Consider the following 17,767-nt stretch of genomic DNA (forward strand, 5'->3'; position numbering starts at 1 on the left):
TTGTTTATTGGTATAAAGTCATCTTGCTCGCAAGGTGGCTTTTTTCATGTGAAATATTATCAATAAAGTAGTGAAGGGAATACTATGCTAAACGCAGAACAAAAGAAGTATTTGTCACAACTATCAAAAAAGACCTTAATTGATTTTGTCTCTGAGGTGTATGGTATAGATAAAATGCTCGATAAAAAAATTGAGCGTCTGCTATTACAATCAGATAAACCTAAACTTATAAAAAAGTTAACCACTACACTAAAAGGACTTAGAAGACGAAGGAAGTTTGTAGATTACTGGGAATCTAGTGAATTTGCTACTGAGCTTCAGCACTTAGCCAGCGATATAATGAGCCTTTACCCTGCGCAACCACGAGAGTGCTTGACGTTACTTGAGTTATTTATAGAGTCTACTAATGCTAGCCTAGAACGTGCTGATGATTCCAACGGTTATATCGGTGATATTTATAGGAGTTTGACGTCATTTTGGCTAGCAGTGGCTAGCACTTGCTATGAGCAAGAAAAGCGAGACATACCTGTTGATGAGCGCGATATACTCAGTCAAGCTTGGATAAAGAAAGTAAAAGTGCTGGCTGACGATAATGATTATGGTACCAAAGATAGTTTATTAGAAAATATTGATCAACTGTTATCTGAGACTGAGATACGTGGATTGATCGGTGATTATCAACAAGAGCGTGAGAATATCCAAACAAAAAAAGCAATTAAAGATACGCTCAATGAAAGGCAAAACAGCCCTTTAAGTGATGATGCTTTTTCAATTAACTATGAAAAAATGGTAATTGAGATCGCCATAAAAAACCTAACAAGAGCGCTAGGTGATGTGGGTTTTTTTGAAACCATATTCTTTGAGATGCAAGAGACTAGACCGGTTCATCCTCGAAGATTAGAAGAGTTGCTAACATTTCTGCTAAATCAAAGAGCTTTTGATAAGGCATTACACTACTTAAATGAAGAGTGGCAAAGCGATGGTCTGTTAGATAAGATCAGACGTTTGGATTGGCTGAGTCACATATATCACATGCAAAAAGATACCGACGCGCTCATGGAGGTGCTAGGCGAGGCGTTTGAGCTACAATCAACCCCTTCGCGGTTAAAAGCTATCATGGCTGTGGCCAGTCCTGCTCAGCAATCTAAGTGGCGAAAAAGAGCTTATGAGCTGGCAGAACAACAAGAAAATGTATTTATGGCCACATCGCTACTGCTAGAAATAGGAGAGATTGAGCTTGCTAATGAGGTTGCAGTTGCCCGTCATTCCCAGTTTGCTGATGTGCATTACACAGATCTCACAAGCATGTTAAAAGATTTGCCAACTAAGACAGATTTACTTCAAGTTATTATTTACCGCACTTTACTTAACGATATTCTAGACAGCTCTCGCAGCAAAGCTTATGGTCACGCCGCTCGCTACTTCGATCGTCTAACCAAACTTGATACGGTTATTAGTAAATCGTCTAAGCCTTACAGTGAACTTGCGACCCATAAAGAATATGTCATTACCCTTAAAGACAAGCATGGTAAAAAGCGTAGTTTTTGGGAAAAGGTAAACGATTAGATTGATATAGTGTTTCACGTGAAACTTATGACAATAAGCAGAAATAAGCGAATAATAAAATGATTGAAGTTATATTACTTGCCATTGCTCTTGCGATGGATGCGTTTGCTGTTGCGATTGGGCTAGGGGCAAAATCACAAAAACAGCATCGTCATTATGTGCTGCGTTTGGCGATTTATGCGGGTTTGTATTTTGGTATTGCGCAGGGCGTGATGCCACTGATTGGTTATTTATTGGGCGCAGCTTTATTAGGCTGGTTGGCTGCTGCTGCACCTTGGATTGGTGGCTTTATTCTTATCGGTCTTGGTAGCAAAATGCTGTATGAAGTGTTTTTAGGAGATGGAGAAGAGGTTGTAGATAAAGCCCTGCATATAAATAGTGAGACAGTTTCTGTAAATGACAACCTAAAGAAAAATATCAATCATCGCACCATGTTTACCCTTGCTATTGCCACCAGTATTGATGCGATGGCAGCTGGTTTTACGCTTAATTTGTTGGCGCTTAATGCGTGGTTAGCGTCTTTCATTATCGCTATTATCACGGCTATTTTTAGCGTTTTTGGTGTTTATTTGGGTAAGAAATCAGGGACGTATCTTGAAGATAAGGCGGAAGCGCTTGGTGGGCTAGTACTTATACTCATTGGCTTAAAAGTAATGTTTTTTAGCTAGTTTATTAACCTTAAGCTCTTACTCTATAAAAAAACCGCCTTAATGATTAAAGCGGTTTTTCTTGTTTCACGTGAAACTTTGAATAAATATTTTTTAGATAGTCATTTTTTATTAATTACGCTTCGTCAATATTAAAGCGCCACGCTAGAACACGGGTGTTCTTTTGACCTTGGCTCATCTCGATGATGCGCATTTGCGCAACATCAAGCTGTTTTAATAACAGTTGTAATGGTTTCACGTTCTCTGACTTTGACACCAAGCTGGTAAACCAGCCAACGTGCTCGGCAAAATCTTGACTTTCTTTTATCATTTTGGTCAAAAAGGCAATTTCGCCGCCCTCACTCCACAACTCTTTATGCTGACCACCAAAGTTGAGATTTTGCGCAGCATTTCCAGCCTTGGTTGAATGGCGGCTGATTTGCTCGTTTTCATTCTTACCACGATGGCGTTGCAGGTTGTGCTGCTTGCGGGTATTGGCTTGCATTGCTTCTTCTAATGACGCATGAAACGGTGGGTTGCAAACGACCACATCGAAGTAATCTTGACGACCGATGATGTTTTTAAAAATAAACTTAGGCTCAGGCTGTAGTTTCACTTTAACGGCACTTTTTAGCTTTGGATTGGCTTCGCAAATCAGCGCGGCGGTATTGACCGAAATAGGGTCAATATCGCTCGCGGTAAAGCGCCAACCATAGCTTTGGCTACCGATAATTGGATAAATCGCACTGGCGCCGGTACCAATATCAAGGGCGTGAATTTCTTTACCCGTCGGCGGTGTATTGTCAGCATTAACGTGCGTGGTTTGCGCCAGTAAATCAGCAATATAATGGATGTAATCGGCGCGACCCGGTATCGGTGGGCAGAGATAGCCTTCTGGAATATCCCAAAACTTCACGCCATAATAATGCGCGAGTAACGCCTGATTGAGGACGCGTACCGCCTCACTATCAGAGAAGTTAATCGTCGGCTCACCTTTCGGGTTAGTGATGGTGTGCTTAGCCAATTCCGGCAGGGCACGGGTCAATAGCGCAAAGTCATAGCGCCCTTGATGCGGATTGCGCGGATGTAGCTTGCCGAGCTTTTTGGCAGTCTCAGGTGAGCGGTTGCGATGAGTATTAGCATTTGCTCTACGGGCGTTTGATATATTGGTGCTGGGCTTACTGGTCATAGTTTCGGACTACAATGTTTGAATATAATCACCCAGTTTAGCAGATTTCACGCCCGTCTATCGGTTTATCCATGGCTACTCATTTACCTATGGCGAATAAAATAGCAATCTGCCTGTGCGCGTATATCTGTCCTTGCGTTATCGCATGGGGGTGTCTATATTGAAACTAAGCCAAATGAGCATAAAGCGGCTATTTTATAAGCGCAGCAGATGACAAAAATGCATTTAAAAGGATAAAAATATGACAACGGAAAGTAATAAATCCAGTACCGATAACCGCATCACCTATGAAACCGACGGCTATATCTGCCTAATCGGGCTCAATCGCGCCGATAAACGCAACGCCTTTGATAGCCATATGATTAAGCAATTATCCGAAGCACTGACGCGTTATGAAAACGACGAGAACTTACGCTGTGCGCTCATATTTGCCCATGGTGAGCACTTTACCGCCGGACTTGATCTAATGGAGTTGCAAGATAAGTGGGATAAAGGCGCGTTTGAGTTTAATGATAACGAGATTGACCCGTGGGGAATCGGTGGCAAATTACGCAGCAAACCTGTGGTCGTCGCGGTACAAGGAACCTGCTTTACCGCGGGGATTGAATTAATGCTAAATAGTGACGTGGTTATCGCAAGTGATAACTGCAACTTTGCACAAATGGAAGTCCAGCGCGGTATCATGCCGTTTGGCGGCGCAACGGTACGTTTCATACAGGCAGCAGGTTGGCAAAAAGCCATGCCGTATTTGCTCACTGGTAAAGCCTTTGACGCGCAAACAGCAGATAGGTTAAATCTAGTCAGCGAAGTAGTGGCAAGTGGCACAGAATACGAACGAGCAATGACTATTGCTCAAGAGATATGTAAAGCGGCTCCGCTTGGCGTACAAGGATTGCTGTCCTCAGCACAAGATGCCAGTCGTAACGGTGCAAAAGCGGCGCTAGCAAATATCCATGGCTATCTGCCGCATTTATTTTATTCAGAAGATGCGAAAGAGGGAGCGATGGCGATGGTTGAGAGAAGGGAAGCTGAGTTTCAGGGACGTTAGTTATTCAAAGATTTTCCCCTTAGGAGAATAGTGGTGCAATACAACTTCGATGAGATAATTGATAGACGTAATACCGGTTCAGTTAAATGGCACTATAACGATGACACGATTCCGTTATGGGTTGCGGATATGGACTTTAAGACTGCCCAGCCTATCTTAAAGGCGATTGAGCAAGTCGCGCAGCATGGCATATTGGGCTATACCAGACCGACTGCGGCTTTGTATGAGTCAATTATTCAGTGGCATAGCAGTCGTTATGGCTTGCTACTCGATAAGCAGAATATCTTGTTTTCGCCGGGCGTTGTGCCAAGCCTCGCACTGATGATGAACGTCTTTACCGGAGCAGGCGATGCGGTACTGGTTAATGACCCTATTTATACGCCTTTTATGACCAAGGTTGAGCAAAACGGTCGCACACTTGTGACATCGCTATTGAAGGAGGTCGATGGTAAGTATCATCTGAATTTAGTCGATATCGAAGCTAAAATTATCGAGCATAAGGTAAAGTTATATTTGTTGTGCAATCCGCACAATCCGGGCGGGCGCGTCTGGACTGCTGATGAGCTTAAAGCACTACTGGCGCTGTGTAAAAAGCACAATGTCGCCATCGTCAGTGATGAGATTCATCAAGATTTAACCTTGACTGGTCATACGTTTACGCCTTTCTTAAAGTTAGCAGAAGCAGCAGGTTACGAGCACAAAGTGGTCAGCCTGACCTCCATGACCAAAACCTTTAACGTGGCGGGTATCAAAGGCTCGATGATCTTTGCTAAAGATAATTCATTAATCAAAAAAATAAGTCAGCAGCAGCAGTTAAATGATGAATATGAGCTCAATTTATTTGCTTATGAAGTAATGCGTAGCGCTTATGAAAATGGTGGAGGGTGGCTAGAGCAGGCGCTGGCTTATATCGAAAACAATATTGAAATCACGCTAGAGTTTTTAGCAGGGCATCTGCCTGATATCAAGGTGATGCGCCCAGAAGCGTCGTATTTGATTTGGCTCGATTGTTCGGCTTACGGTGATGATGATCAGGCGCTTTATGACAAGCTGCGAGCCGCCAAAGTTGAGCTCAATGCAGGGATTAAATATGGCAATGAAGGGCACCTTAAAATGCGCCTGAATGTGGCGTGTCCTAAATCGCTATTGATAGAGGGTTTAAATCGGGTTCATAGCGCTTTAAATAGGACTCCTTAAACAATAAGGACGGTTAACCAGTTACGAAAGTCAAAATGCCTAATCAATATTAAGGCTAGGCTGCGCAGACGTTTTATATTATCTGGCAGGATAACCAGTAATATCTTGTATGCTTTGATATAAAGGTTTTAAGCGCTCATACATTTTTAGATAAACCTCATTATAAAGGCGTTTGTAGAGTTGGATGTTGGCCTCAATAGGGATGAACTCATCGCCCAAATGAGTCATTGCCTCAGTTGCGGCTGCATGGTCAGGATAGACGCCGAGTCCGACTGCGCAGTTGATGGCAGCACCTAAGCCTGACGCTTCGTAAGTGTGCGGTCGATAAGCGGGCATACCAAAGATATCGGCAGTAAGCTGCATCGCTGAGTCACTTTGAGAGCCGCCGCCTGAGACACGCAGGTGCTTGATAGTTTTGCCTGTGCGCTTTTCAATGGTATCAAAGCCAAGCTTAAGCTCATAAGCCAGTCCTTCCAAGATAGCGCGGTAAACGTGCGCCCGCGTATGCACATCACCAAAACCAATGAGCGCACCTTTGCCCTCAAGTCCCGGATGACGGACGCCAGGTGACCAATACGGCTGCATCATCAGCCCCATACAACCGGCTGGAATATCTTTAACTGCTTGATCGAGGAGCTTTTCGGTATCGATGCCTTGCGTCTTTGCTAGCTGCTCTTCATAGTGGGCAAATTGTTCTTTAAACCAGCTGACCATCCAAAAGCCGCGATAAATCATGTACTCATGATTGTAGTAGTTTGGCGCGGCTGCGGTGTAGGCGGGCATGTGTTTAAGGATTTCGACGTAATGGCTCGACGTGGTATTGATAGTCGCAGTAGTACCAAAGCTTAAACAGGCAGTGTCAGCAGCGAGACCTGCCGACCCCAACGCTTCGCACGCTTTATCGCTAGCGGCAGCAATCATCGGCGTGCCTTCTAAAATCCCTGTGGCTTTAGCCGCTTTGGGGCTGATACGGCCAAGTGGCTGACCTGGCGCGACAATCTTAGGCATTTGCTCAGGTCGACAGCTAAAGAAGCGCCATTTAAAATCTTTAGGTTTTAGCCATGTTTGCGCTTTATAATCGTAAGGCAGATAGCCTAGGGCATGGCCGTTGGAATCGGCTAATTCGCCTGTCAGCTGATAAGTAAGATACGCAGATAGATTGACGTAATGGGCGGTCTTTGCCCACATCTCTGGCTCATGGTATGCAAGCCAATTACAGCGGGCTTTTTGCTGTGCCTCTTGTACCAATTCGCCCATGCCAATAATTTTGGTTAGTGGGCTTAAAAAACCAATATCGTTGGTTTCGCCGCGGCGTAAATCCATCCATACAATAGTTGGGCGCAGTGGCTGCATATCTTTATCCAGACATATCATGGTATAGCGCTGGGTGGCGAGACTAACGCCCGCGATTTGCTCAGGTTTAATATCGCAGCTTTGCCACAATTGCTGACAAGCTTCGCTTAGCTTTTGCCAATAATAGTCAGCGTGCTGCTCAGCAAAATTGGGCTCAGTTGAAAAATACGGCTCGATAGGCACGCGGGCTTTGGCAATCTCAGTGCCAAATTGGTCAAAGATAAGTGCTCTGACGCTTTGGGTGCCATTATCGATGGCTAAGAAGTAAATAGGTGCATCAAAAGTAGTGGTCATAGTCGTCCTTAACTATGTAAAAATAGATAGGTAGCGCAAAATAAAAACACACTATGATTATCGCTTGCTACTGATGTAAATTTTCCGCAGCCTCTGTCTGCGTAGGCACAGCGAGCAAGAAAAAGTTATACCAGTAGCAATGGCTATTAATATAATAGAAAAGCGCTAAGCCGCAGGCAAATGATAATAGCGTTGCCATAAATTTTGATAGCGCTGGGCTTCTTGCTGCCATTTTTGCTCATTCCAGCCGAGCTCTTGCTGACATATCTGCTTCAGTCTAGCGCTAATTAACGGCGTCATTGCCCCATTCGGTAGGATTAAACCCAAGCGCGTACGCCGCAGTAATAAATCATCTAAATGCATGACTTGCTCATGGCGCGCGGCAAAACGGATCTCTGCCCAAATGGTATTGCTGTCGGTGACATAAGCCAAATCATCTTCATGCGCAAGCTCAAGTAAAGTATCAAGCTGGCGACCGTAAAACCCTTGTAAGCGTTGTTGTAGAGCTTTTGGTAAAGTAAAAAATTTAGGATTGGTTGGCGCGGTATTGCTAAAAACGTGATCATCATTTAAGGTTTGCTTTTGAATGACAGACTTATCAAGGGTGAGCACTTCTTGACACTTTTCAAGGACATCTAAAGCAATAAGGCGAAAGGTTGTTAGCTTGCCGCCGCTAACGGTGACGAGGTTATTGTCGAGCCACACGCTGTGGTCGCGCTTTTCTTTACTGGGGCTGACGCGTTTGCCATCGCCGCCTTCTGATATCAGCGGACGCACACCTGCCCACGTACTGATGACATCTTTTCGGTTAAGCTTGACATCATTAAACAGTTCGTTAGTCGCCGTTAATAGATAATCGACCTCTTCATTCGTGATGCCGACCTCGCTATCGTCCAAAGGTGGATGATCCAAATCAGTGGTGCCAAGTACCGTACGATTTTCCCACAGAAAGACAAATACCGCTCTTTTATCGACAGGATGCAAAAAGGTATAGGCTTGCTCGATCGGCAAACGCTCTTTGCTCACGACCAAATGACTGCCGCGTGACGGACGGATTTGCTTATGGAAGCTTTGTTCGGTTTGCTTACTGGCTTGCATCCTTAAGGTATCCGCCCAAGCGCCAGTCGCGCTGACCACCACTTTGGCGTAAACATCGTAACTTTGAACATTGCTTTGAATATTGTTTTGAGCATTGTCCTCAGAAGAAGTGTCTTTGAGTTTTGCGCCTACCACCAAGCCTTGTTCATTGGTAATCAACGATTCTGCTTTTAGGTAGTTAATCGCCTGCGCACCGTCGTTAATTGCCTCAGCAAGCACGCGCATCACTAGTCGCGAGTCGTCGGTCACCGCATCGCTAAATTGACTGGCTCCCAAAAACTTGTCTTGCTTGATATGCGGATTTAAACTTAAAAAAGCTTCTCTTTTAAAGTAAGTAAAGTAGCGCTTGCCTGCGAGCCTATCGTAGACTCGTAGCAAGGTATTGAATATCCATGGCGGTGGAAACTTGCCTTTATAATGCGGCATAACGTAGTGCATTTCATTCACAAGCCCGCTTGCTTCACTGAGCATACGCTCACGCTCGCGCACGCTAAGCAAGGTGGTTTTGTAATCACCCGAGGCAATGTAGCGTAGCCCGCCATGTACCATTTTACTAGAGCGGCTGGACGTGCCCCAAGCAAAGTCTTTTTGCTCAATTAATAATACTGCTAAACCGCGCCGTGCCGCTTCGCGCGCAATCCCAGCGCCAGTAATGCCGCCACCGATGATAAGCATGTCCCAAGGTTCTGCTTGAGACGAGCCACAAGATAAAGGCGCTAATGCTTGTTGGCGTTGCTTGGTTTGAGTCATATCTCACTCTTCTTAATTGGTTTATTACTTCTCAAGCAATACACCTGGGTTCATACGCTGTTCAGGGTCTAAGCTTTTGAGCATATCATGGGTTACTTGCATGCCAAGCCTACCTTTTTCAGCGGCAAGGTACGGCGCATGATCACGGCCAACGCCGTGTTGATGCGAGATGGTCGCTTTACCATTAGCTAAACTAGTACTCGCGGCCTGTTTAATTTTTTTCCAGCGCTGTAAGGTAGTCGCATGGTCTTTTGCCGCGCGGAAAAAGTAGGTGGTATAAAGGCTTGCACCTTGCTTATAGACGTGTGAGATATGAGTAAAGGCCATAACCGCCTCATTTTCATCTGCCAAGACGTTTTGCACCGCTTCTTGCATCTGCCGCATCTGCTCGTCGATGTTGTTCCAGTTGGTCGCGGTCTCAAAGGTATCGACCATGATGCCTTTGTCCCATAAAGTGCCACGCAAGTAAGGGAATTTAAAACGTCCATGCGCCCACACGCTACCCATGATATCGGTGATTTTACCAGTGACACTACCGTGCTGCTTTAACAGCTTATTAAACTGTGTCAGCGCCAATTTATTCTGCGCTTTATCGCCTGATACGCCGTAAGTGAGCATAACCTTATCTGAGCTTAGTCCACGGGCTTTTAGATAGGTGCTAATGGCTAAAAATTGGCTCGGTGACGTGCCTAAATGCAGATGCGCATCAGTTTCGACGGCATTACTGAGACGTAACATAGATAAGCGAACATTTTTTTGCACCGCTTGTCTAAGCACTTCTTTACCTGCTTCCCAATTAGGCAGGAAAGCCACTTTAAACAGTTCTTCCTCAGGCTGCGGTTGTACACGCATTTTGACTGTCGTAAAAATACCAGCACGACCCTCAGTGCCCATCATCATCTCACGCAAATCAGGTCCTGCTGATGACGCTGGAATATCGGCGATATTGAGCACACCTTGCGGAGTGACTAATGTACCACCGGCAAATAGCTGCTCGATGCGTCCGTAGCCCAATGACTGCTGACCGCTAGAGCGCGCGGCAATCCAACCACCAAGCGTTGATAGCTCCCAAGACTGCGGATAATGTCCTAGGCGGTAACCGTGCGCGTCCAATTGCGCTTCGACAGCTGGCCCTTGTGTGCCCGCGCCAAAGGTTGCGATTTGGCTCTTAAAATCTAAGTCAAGCAGCTGATCCATCTTGCTCATGGCGATGGTAAGGACTGGACGTGAACCCTTTTGTGGGTTGATATGACCGACCACGGAGGTGCCGCCACCAAAAGGAATGACAATTAAGTCATGCTCATTGGCGAGCGTTAATAAAGTCTCGACATCAGCGGTCGATTCAGGAAAAGCGACTCCATCAGGAAATACTTCAAAGTCGCCGCCATGCATCGCTATCCAATCAGGGAAGCTTTGACCGCGCGCATGTCTGAGCCTCACTTCTTTATCAGTTGAGACGATATCAAGGTCGGTGAGCGCAGCAGGCAGGCGTGATTTTGGTACGGTTTTGAGTACCTGTTGTAAGCTCACAGAGGAGAGTTTTTTGGTTTTACCGATATGTGATTTTATTAATTTTGCACCATGCGGCGAGACAGTTTTATTGATACTGACATTGCCCCAACCGTTCCAGCGCGTCTGCTCAATAGGCGTATTGGCAGTCGAATTAGTAGCCGTATTATTTTTTTGGATAGGTTCTAAATTATTATCAGTGTTTTTGGTAGCAGGAAAGTTGGTGGTTTTACGAATAAGAGATTTGATTTTGCTCATAGGGACATACCTGTCGATTCGTTATCACAGTTTTATACTAAAGAATTCGGTTAAAGCTGATTCAGTTTTTCTACTCAGCATAGATGAATGATTAGGCTCAGGGTTATCGTAAAAATCATACGATATTAAGCGCTTATGCCAATCACCAATCCTAAAGCAAACATATTTATCGTTTGAGCATAGCACAATATAAACAAATATTTCATATAGACTCGGCTTTTGTATAATAAAAATTTATGACTTTTATTTAGTAGCGGCATTATTGGGGTTCGCGCTGGCGTATTATTCTTATCAAGGCGTAATATCTCGCAAAAATCGTCAATAATTCACCATCTAATAGCCATTAATAGGCGCAAACTTGTTAAAATAGGGCACTAATTTTTTCTTGATGGACATCGATTTATGACCACTGCCGCTGCTATCCCTACTATCAAAGAAGATCGTATTCTTATTCTTGATTTTGGCTCGCAATATAGCCAACTGATTGCTCGCCGTGTACGCGACTCTGGCGTTTTTTGTGAGATGTTCCCTTATGATATTGATACCCAGCGTATCACGGACTTTGGCGCAAAGGGCGTTATCTTATCGGGCGGTCCTGAAAGCGTACACGCAGAAGATAGCCCGCGTATTAATGACGCCGTGTTTGAGCTTGGTGTGCCAGTATTGGGCATTTGTTATGGTATGCAGGCGATGGCGGATCGTTTCGGCGGGCAGGTTCATGCCAGTGATATCCATGAATTTGGTGCCGCGACCATCAATGTCGATGGTCATTCAAAATTAACCGAAGGTATCGAAGACCAGGTCAGTGAAGACAACGCGACCACGCTAAACGTTTGGATGAGTCATGGCGACAAAGTGATCGAAGCGCCGCAAGGCTTTGATATTATCGCCAGTACGCCGAGCTGTCCGATCGCCATTATGGCCAATGACGACAAACAGTACTATGGTCTACAGTTCCATCCTGAAGTGACGCATACTTTACAAGGTCAAGCGTTATTGGGTCGTTTTGTCCATCAGATTTGCGACTGCGCCGGCGATTGGACGCCTGATAATATTATCGATATGCGCGTGGCACAGCTCAAAGAGCAAATCGGTGACAAACAAGTATTGCTCGGTTTATCCGGCGGTGTCGATAGCTCAGTGGTTGCCGCGCTATTGCATAAAGCCATTGGCGATCAGCTGACCTGTGTGTTCGTTGATAATGGTCTCTTGCGTTTGCACGAAGGCGATCAGGTGATGCAAGTGTTCGCTGAAAACATGGGTGTCAAAGTCATCCGTGTCGATGCCGAAGATTTATTCTTAAACGCCTTAGCAGGCGAGTCTGATCCCGAAGCCAAACGTAAAATCATCGGCAAAACCTTTATCGATGTGTTCGCCAATAGCGCCCGTGAAATCAGCGCGCAAAGCGATGGCAAAGTCATTGAGTTTTTAGCGCAAGGGACGATTTACCCTGATGTCATCGAATCAGCAAAATCGCATCAAGGCAAAGCGCACGTTATTAAGAGCCATCATAACGTTGGCGGTCTGCCAGATGATTTAGCGTTTGAGTTGGTCGAGCCATTACGCGATTTGTTTAAAGATGAAGTGCGTAAACTTGGTATCACCCTTGGCCTACCAGAGAAAATGATCTATCGTCATCCATTCCCAGGTCCAGGCTTAGGCGTGCGTATTCTTGGCGAAGTCAAAAAAGAATACGCGGATATCTTGCGTTTGGCAGATGCCATCTTTATGCAAGAGCTTGAGCGTTCAGGCTGGTATGACAAGACGGCGCAAGCATTTGCGGTATTCCAACCAATCAAATCTGTCGGTGTGGTCGGTGATGGTCGCCGCTATGCGTGGGTGATCGCGCTACGTGCCGTTGAGACCGTAGACTTTATGACGGCTCGCTTTGCGCATCTGCCGTATGATTTGATTGAAACGGTATCGAACCGCATCATGAATGAAATCGCTGAAGTTTCACGCGTGACTTATGATGTGTCGAGCAAGCCACCTGCGACGATTGAGTGGGAATAGAGGTTTAAGGTTTGATTAGGTAGATAAAAAACACTCAACTTGGTTGGGTGTTTTTTTATGACGTCTAAATGATATAGAAACTATTATTCAAATAAAATCTATTATAATTTTATCGGATACACATTAAGGATATTAGAATGCAAAAATTATTATTGAATATTTTAGAGAATTATAAACTTGCTAAGTTAAGTAATCTTACAGATCATGAGCTTGCAGTATATGTGAGACAGCAATCTGCAGATATTTTAGCAAATACTATATCTATAGATAGTGAGAAATATAAAGTAAAAGCATCAGTAGGGCAAGGACAGTGGGCAGATGTGCCATGGATTGCAGTTTTTGATAAATCAATTACTCAGTCGGCTACAGAAGGTTATTATATAGTTTATTTATTTCGTGCAGATATGAGCGGAGTCTATCTATCCCTAAATCAGGGTTGGACTTATTTTAAAAATAGATATAAAACTAAGTTAGGCAGAGAAAAGATAACCCAAGTATCAGATGTATGGAAAAATGAACTTTCATCAACTCTAAATGATTTCTCATATGAGAAAATAAATTTAAAAAATGAAGGTAAGATGAATAGTCTTGTGGAAGGCTATGAACTTGGTCATATATGTGGCAAGTTTTATTCCGTTGAAGATATGCCAAGTAGTGAAGAGTTAGGGTGGGATCTACAGAACTTAATAGGAGTTTATAGAGAGATTAAAGGAAAGTTGAAGCAAGGTTCTGTTGAGAAAACTAATGATTATCTAATAGTAAATTCTAATATGGGTTTATTGGATGTGGGCAAAACAGAAGACGATTCATACGGAATTGAGAGTTCTATTGAAAATTATAATGAATCCAAGCTTAATTTGAATTCAGTTCCTATGTCTTTTGCAGCAAAAGAGCAAAAATCAAGAAGCTTTACCCCTAAAAAGATTGATTTTATAAAACAGGCTAAAAGTCAGAAAAAACTAGGTTATGCGGGTGAGTTAATTGTCCTAAAATATGAGAAGGACTTTTTAGAAAGAGCGGGCAAATCTAACTTAATGAAAAAAGTTAAACATGTTTCAGATGAAGAAGGTGACGGAGCTGGATACGACATATTATCATTTGATTTAGATGGTAATGAAAAGTACATTGAAGTTAAAACAACTAAATTCAATAGTGATACTCCATTTTATCTTACAGATAACGAGCTCGAGTTTTCAAAAAAGGAAGCTAGTAATTATTATCTATACAGAGTGTATGATTTTGACATACAAGAAAATCAAGCTAAACTCTATATTCTTCACGGTGACTTAACTAATATTTTAAGCCTTAAGCCGCAAAACTATATAGTAGAAGGACTGTTATGTTCTAAATAGTCCAATTATAAAAGAGTAATGGCAGCACTCCAAAAAAGAGCACTGCCATTATCTAAAAACCTTATTTCTAACCCAAAAACCTAACCCCGCACATTCACCACATAACGCCCAACCGTCTGACTAGCCATAAAGCGATCTAAGTACTCAGGTGTTTGCTCAAGCGTAATCTCTTCGCAATAATTCTCTAAATTAGGCAACTTCATATCAGTACTGACGCGCTGCCAAATGGCTTTTTTATCAGCTAGGGGAATATAGACCGAATCGATACCGAGTAGGGACACCGCGCGAGTGATAAACGGCAATACCGTCATCGTAAATTCAGCGCCGCCCGCCAAGCCGCAAGAGGTCACTGCGCCGCCCGCTTTGGTTTGCTTTAGTAGGTTTGCCAGATAGTCGCCGCCGATGGTGTCAATAGCATTTGCCCATAGCTCGCGACCGACAGGTTTATCGCCGATCTCATTGATGCTATCGCGATGACGGACTTCGCTTGCACCAAGCTCTTTTAGATAGTCACTTTGCTCCGGCTTGCCAGAAAAGGCGATGACCTCATAGCCAAGCTGACTTAATATCGCGATGCTGATACTACCGACACCGCCCGTTGCACCCGTGACCGCAACTGGACCGTCTTCAGGTTTAGCGCCCATTTTCTCAAGCTTTTGCACACTTAATGCGGCGGTTAAGCCGCCCGTACCATATATCATCGCTTCTTTTAGCGTTAAAGAAGACGGACATTTGACCGCCCAATCGGCAGGGATAGATATCATCTGAGCGAGGCCGCCATCGGTATCCATGCCCAAATCATAGCCAAAGACCACGACTTCTTGGCCTTCAGAAAACGTGCCAGACTTATCGCTTACCACCACGCCTGCGGCATCAATACCCGGAGTGTGCGGGTAGTGTTTGGTGATTCTTTTATTGCCGGATGCTGACATCGCGTCTTTGAAATTTAATGATGAATAATGGACTTCGATTAATAAATCATTGTCAGGCAAGTCGCTGGCACTGCGCTGCTCAATACTTTTTTTAAATTCACCGTTTCTAGTCTCGTGAACCACTAAGGCTTTAAAGGTTTTGTTATTTGACATGGTATTAATCCTTTCTTATTGTTTTTATAGTAAATGCTCTTTGCACAAGCAGCTTAAGGCTTAATCAATATCTTACCTTTTTTCTCCGATTGGACGTCTTCTGAAACCGCTTTTTGAATATCGTCTAAATCATAGATGCCGCCAGTAGGGAGTTTTAAGATACCGCCTGAGGCACGCTCAATCAGCTCTTTAATTAACCGCTGTTTATCATCGGCGCTGATTTCTTGCATCAAATCGCTTGCCCAAAAGCCTTTAACTTTAGTCAAATTGAAAATCAGATTGCTTGGGTTTAGCATCAGTGGTTCGCCAGACACCGACCCCAATGACGCCATTGCGCCATGCTTACCGAGTAGGGACAGCAGCTCGCCGCCTGATTTGCCGCCGACCGCATCGACCGCGCCGCTTATTTTGGCGTCACCGACGATTTTTTGTACTTGCTCTTTCCAGTCATCATCATCGGTCACGACGTTATTTTCAGTGATACCAAGCTCGATAAGCTCTTGTTCTGACTCTTTACTGCGCACCAAGTTGATCGTATTGATATGACGCTTAGGCGCCAGCATCGCCATCGATTCACCGACCGCCCCATTGGCGGCGTTTTGGATAAGCCATTGACCGGGCTTAATATTTAAAAATTCAATCAACAGCAACGCACTCATCGGCATGGCAATTAACTGGGCGGCCATTTCATCATCGATGGCGTCTGGAATAGGGATAAGGCTTTTTGCCGGAGCAACAAAATATTCCGCCCAAGTGCCTGATACGCCAGACACGACGACACGCTGGCCTTGTTCAAAATCTTTGACGTCTTTACCTAACGCATCAATCGTACCAACCGCCTCAGAGCCACCAGTGGCAGGCAAAACAGGTTTATGACCGTATTCGCCTTTTATGGTCACGATGTCGTGATTGTGAATAGAGGACAGGATGGTTTTGATACGGACTTCGCTATTTTTGGGTTCTGGGGTAGGACTTTCGTTGATACTCAGTACTTCTGAAGGTTTGCCAAATTCGTTATAAGTTGCGCTACGCATGATGATTTCCTTTATTATTTTAATTCAATGTTTTAATTTTTAAGCGACGTCAATAGATAATTGCCCATCAACCTTAACAAGCGGGTCTTGCGAGCTGCAACCTGACTTTGGTAAAGGAACGTTGTTGCTATTTATCAAGATATTGCGCGGTAGGCTATAAGAGATAGGTTAGAAAAAGTCGCCATAAAAAATGGCAGCACTCTTAATAAAGAACGCTGCCATTGTTAATAAAACGAAGGTTAGCTAAATAATAAATGAATAATAATTCAAGGTTTTAGCAGTACCTTACCTTTTTTGCCTGACTGCAATTTGCCATCGACCGCTTTTACGATGTCGGCCAAATCAAATACCGCTTCTACAGGCAGTTTTAATTGTCCGTCTACCGCTCTATCGATCAGCTCATTCACTAGGCGCTGCTTATTCTCCACACTCATCTCTTGACTGAGCTTACTGCCCCAAAAGCCTTTCATCACCGCTTGCTTGAAAATCATATGGGTCGGATTGATGACCATAGGTCTGCCCGACATCGCCCCAAAGGCGGCGAAGGTGCCACCATGACCGAGTAACGATAACAAATCGCCACTATTTTCACCGCCGACCGAATCCACCGCCGCACTGATTTTATCATTACCGACGATCGCTTTGACTTGCTCTTTCCAGTCATCATCTGAGGTGTTGATATTGTTTTTGATACCGAGAGTATCTAACTCTTTTATGGCATCGTCACTTCTTACCAGATTAATGGTTTTGACGCCGCGCGCCGCCGCTAGCATGGCAAGTGATTTACCAACGGCACCATTGGCCGCATTATGAATAACCCATTGACCGCTTTCTACTTCTAAGAACTCTAGTAGCATCAACGCACTGAGTGGCATGGCAATCAGCTGCGCGGCCATTTCATCTTCTAAACTATCAGGGATAGGAAATACCATGTCGGCGGCGGCGACAAAATACTCTGCCCACGTTGCTTGTACACTGGCAGCCGCCACGCGTTGCCCGACTTTTAAGTCTTTAACTTCACTACCAACGGCATCAATAATACCTAACGCTTCGCTACCACCGATAGCCGGCATTTCAGGTTTAAAGCCATACTGACCGCGAATGGTAAGCAGGTCATGGTTATGGATGGAGGCGAGAATGGTTTTGACGCGCACTTCATTGGCTTTTGGCTCGGGGATAGGACGGTCGCCGAGGCTCAATACTTCAGTTGGTTTGCCAAAATGGTCATAGGTTGCACTACGCATAATAAATCCTTTTTTTAATTGTTACGTTTTTTCAAATGTTTTTGACAAGCGAATAAATTTGTAGCCATCAACAGTAGCAAACCCAGCTTGCTTGTCGCAATATTACTTTGGTAAAGCAAAGTAGTCAGCG

General features: G+C 44.3%; 13 protein-coding genes. 6 read left to right on the plus strand and 7 right to left on the minus strand.

Going from position 1 to position 17,767, the window contains the following annotated elements:
• The first annotated feature begins 84 nt into the window (after positions 1-84).
• Together ACPEGP_RS09285 and ACPEGP_RS09290 are read left to right on the plus strand one after the other, a co-directional pair.
• Positions 85-1,566, plus strand: a complete 1,482-nt coding sequence (locus ACPEGP_RS09285; protein ID WP_423813223.1) for a DUF6880 family protein — start codon at positions 85-87, stop codon at positions 1,564-1,566.
• 59 nt (positions 1,567-1,625) lie between these two features.
• Positions 1,626-2,234 (plus strand): manganese efflux pump MntP family protein, encoded by a 609-nt coding sequence (locus tag ACPEGP_RS09290; protein WP_423813224.1) that lies wholly within the window; start codon positions 1,626-1,628, stop codon positions 2,232-2,234.
• A 115-nt stretch (positions 2,235-2,349) separates the two neighbouring features.
• Here ACPEGP_RS09290 and rlmF read toward each other — a convergent pair whose 3' ends face one another.
• Complete coding sequence (gene rlmF / locus ACPEGP_RS09295) at positions 2,350-3,402, minus strand: 23S rRNA (adenine(1618)-N(6))-methyltransferase RlmF (RefSeq protein ID WP_423813225.1); 1,053 nt, start codon at positions 3,400-3,402, stop codon at positions 2,350-2,352.
• Between the two features lie 241 nt (positions 3,403-3,643).
• Between rlmF and ACPEGP_RS09300 the strand changes: the two genes are divergently transcribed.
• Positions 3,644-4,450, plus strand: coding sequence for a crotonase/enoyl-CoA hydratase family protein (locus ACPEGP_RS09300; protein ID WP_423813226.1), 807 nt, complete (start codon positions 3,644-3,646; stop codon positions 4,448-4,450).
• 33 nt (positions 4,451-4,483) lie between these two features.
• On the plus strand, positions 4,484-5,647 hold the full coding sequence (locus ACPEGP_RS09305; protein ID WP_423813227.1) for a MalY/PatB family protein: 1,164 nt from the start codon (positions 4,484-4,486) through the stop codon (positions 5,645-5,647).
• Positions 5,648-5,725: 78 nt separating this feature from the next.
• On the opposite strand, the gene ACPEGP_RS09310 is transcribed toward ACPEGP_RS09305, so the two are convergent.
• The 3 genes from ACPEGP_RS09310 to ACPEGP_RS09320 all read right to left on the minus strand — a co-directional run bounded on the left by ACPEGP_RS09310 (position 5,726) and on the right by ACPEGP_RS09320 (position 10,909).
• On the minus strand, positions 5,726-7,294 hold the full coding sequence (locus ACPEGP_RS09310) for an FGGY-family carbohydrate kinase (protein WP_423813228.1): 1,569 nt from the start codon (positions 7,292-7,294) through the stop codon (positions 5,726-5,728).
• A gap of 165 nt (positions 7,295-7,459) precedes the next feature.
• Positions 7,460-9,142: a glycerol-3-phosphate dehydrogenase/oxidase gene (locus ACPEGP_RS09315; RefSeq protein WP_423813229.1), complete on the minus strand. Its 1,683-nt coding sequence runs from the start codon at positions 9,140-9,142 to the stop codon at positions 7,460-7,462.
• A gap of 24 nt (positions 9,143-9,166) precedes the next feature.
• Positions 9,167-10,909 (minus strand): FAD-binding oxidoreductase, encoded by a 1,743-nt coding sequence (locus ACPEGP_RS09320; RefSeq protein WP_423813230.1) that lies wholly within the window; start codon positions 10,907-10,909, stop codon positions 9,167-9,169.
• Between the two features lie 402 nt (positions 10,910-11,311).
• Here ACPEGP_RS09320 and guaA point away from each other — a divergent pair, with 402 nt between their 5' ends.
• Complete coding sequence (gene guaA / locus ACPEGP_RS09325) at positions 11,312-12,922, plus strand: glutamine-hydrolyzing GMP synthase (protein ID WP_423813231.1); 1,611 nt, start codon at positions 11,312-11,314, stop codon at positions 12,920-12,922.
• Between the two features lie 137 nt (positions 12,923-13,059).
• Positions 13,060-14,274, plus strand: coding sequence for an MrcB family domain-containing protein (locus tag ACPEGP_RS09330; RefSeq protein WP_423813232.1), 1,215 nt, complete (start codon positions 13,060-13,062; stop codon positions 14,272-14,274).
• A gap of 80 nt (positions 14,275-14,354) precedes the next feature.
• Here ACPEGP_RS09330 and ACPEGP_RS09335 read toward each other — a convergent pair whose 3' ends face one another.
• The 3 genes from ACPEGP_RS09335 to ACPEGP_RS09345 all read right to left on the minus strand — a co-directional run bounded on the left by ACPEGP_RS09335 (position 14,355) and on the right by ACPEGP_RS09345 (position 17,637).
• Positions 14,355-15,359 carry a YhdH/YhfP family quinone oxidoreductase gene (locus ACPEGP_RS09335; protein ID WP_423813233.1) on the minus strand — a complete coding sequence of 335 codons (1,005 nt, stop codon included), beginning with the start codon at positions 15,357-15,359 and terminating at the stop codon, positions 14,355-14,357.
• A gap of 53 nt (positions 15,360-15,412) precedes the next feature.
• Positions 15,413-16,393 carry a zinc-binding dehydrogenase gene (locus ACPEGP_RS09340; protein WP_423813234.1) on the minus strand — a complete coding sequence of 327 codons (981 nt, stop codon included), beginning with the start codon at positions 16,391-16,393 and terminating at the stop codon, positions 15,413-15,415.
• Between the two features lie 266 nt (positions 16,394-16,659).
• The gene (locus tag ACPEGP_RS09345) at positions 16,660-17,637 is read right to left on the minus strand and encodes a zinc-binding dehydrogenase (RefSeq protein WP_423813235.1); all 978 of its coding nucleotides are present in this window, start codon (positions 17,635-17,637) and stop codon (positions 16,660-16,662) included.
• Positions 17,638-17,767 lie beyond the last annotated feature (130 nt).

Origin of the sequence: Psychrobacter sp. 219-2-C, from assembly GCF_049560815.1 — a bacterium.
Taxonomy (GTDB): domain Bacteria; phylum Pseudomonadota; class Gammaproteobacteria; order Pseudomonadales; family Moraxellaceae; genus Psychrobacter; species Psychrobacter faecalis.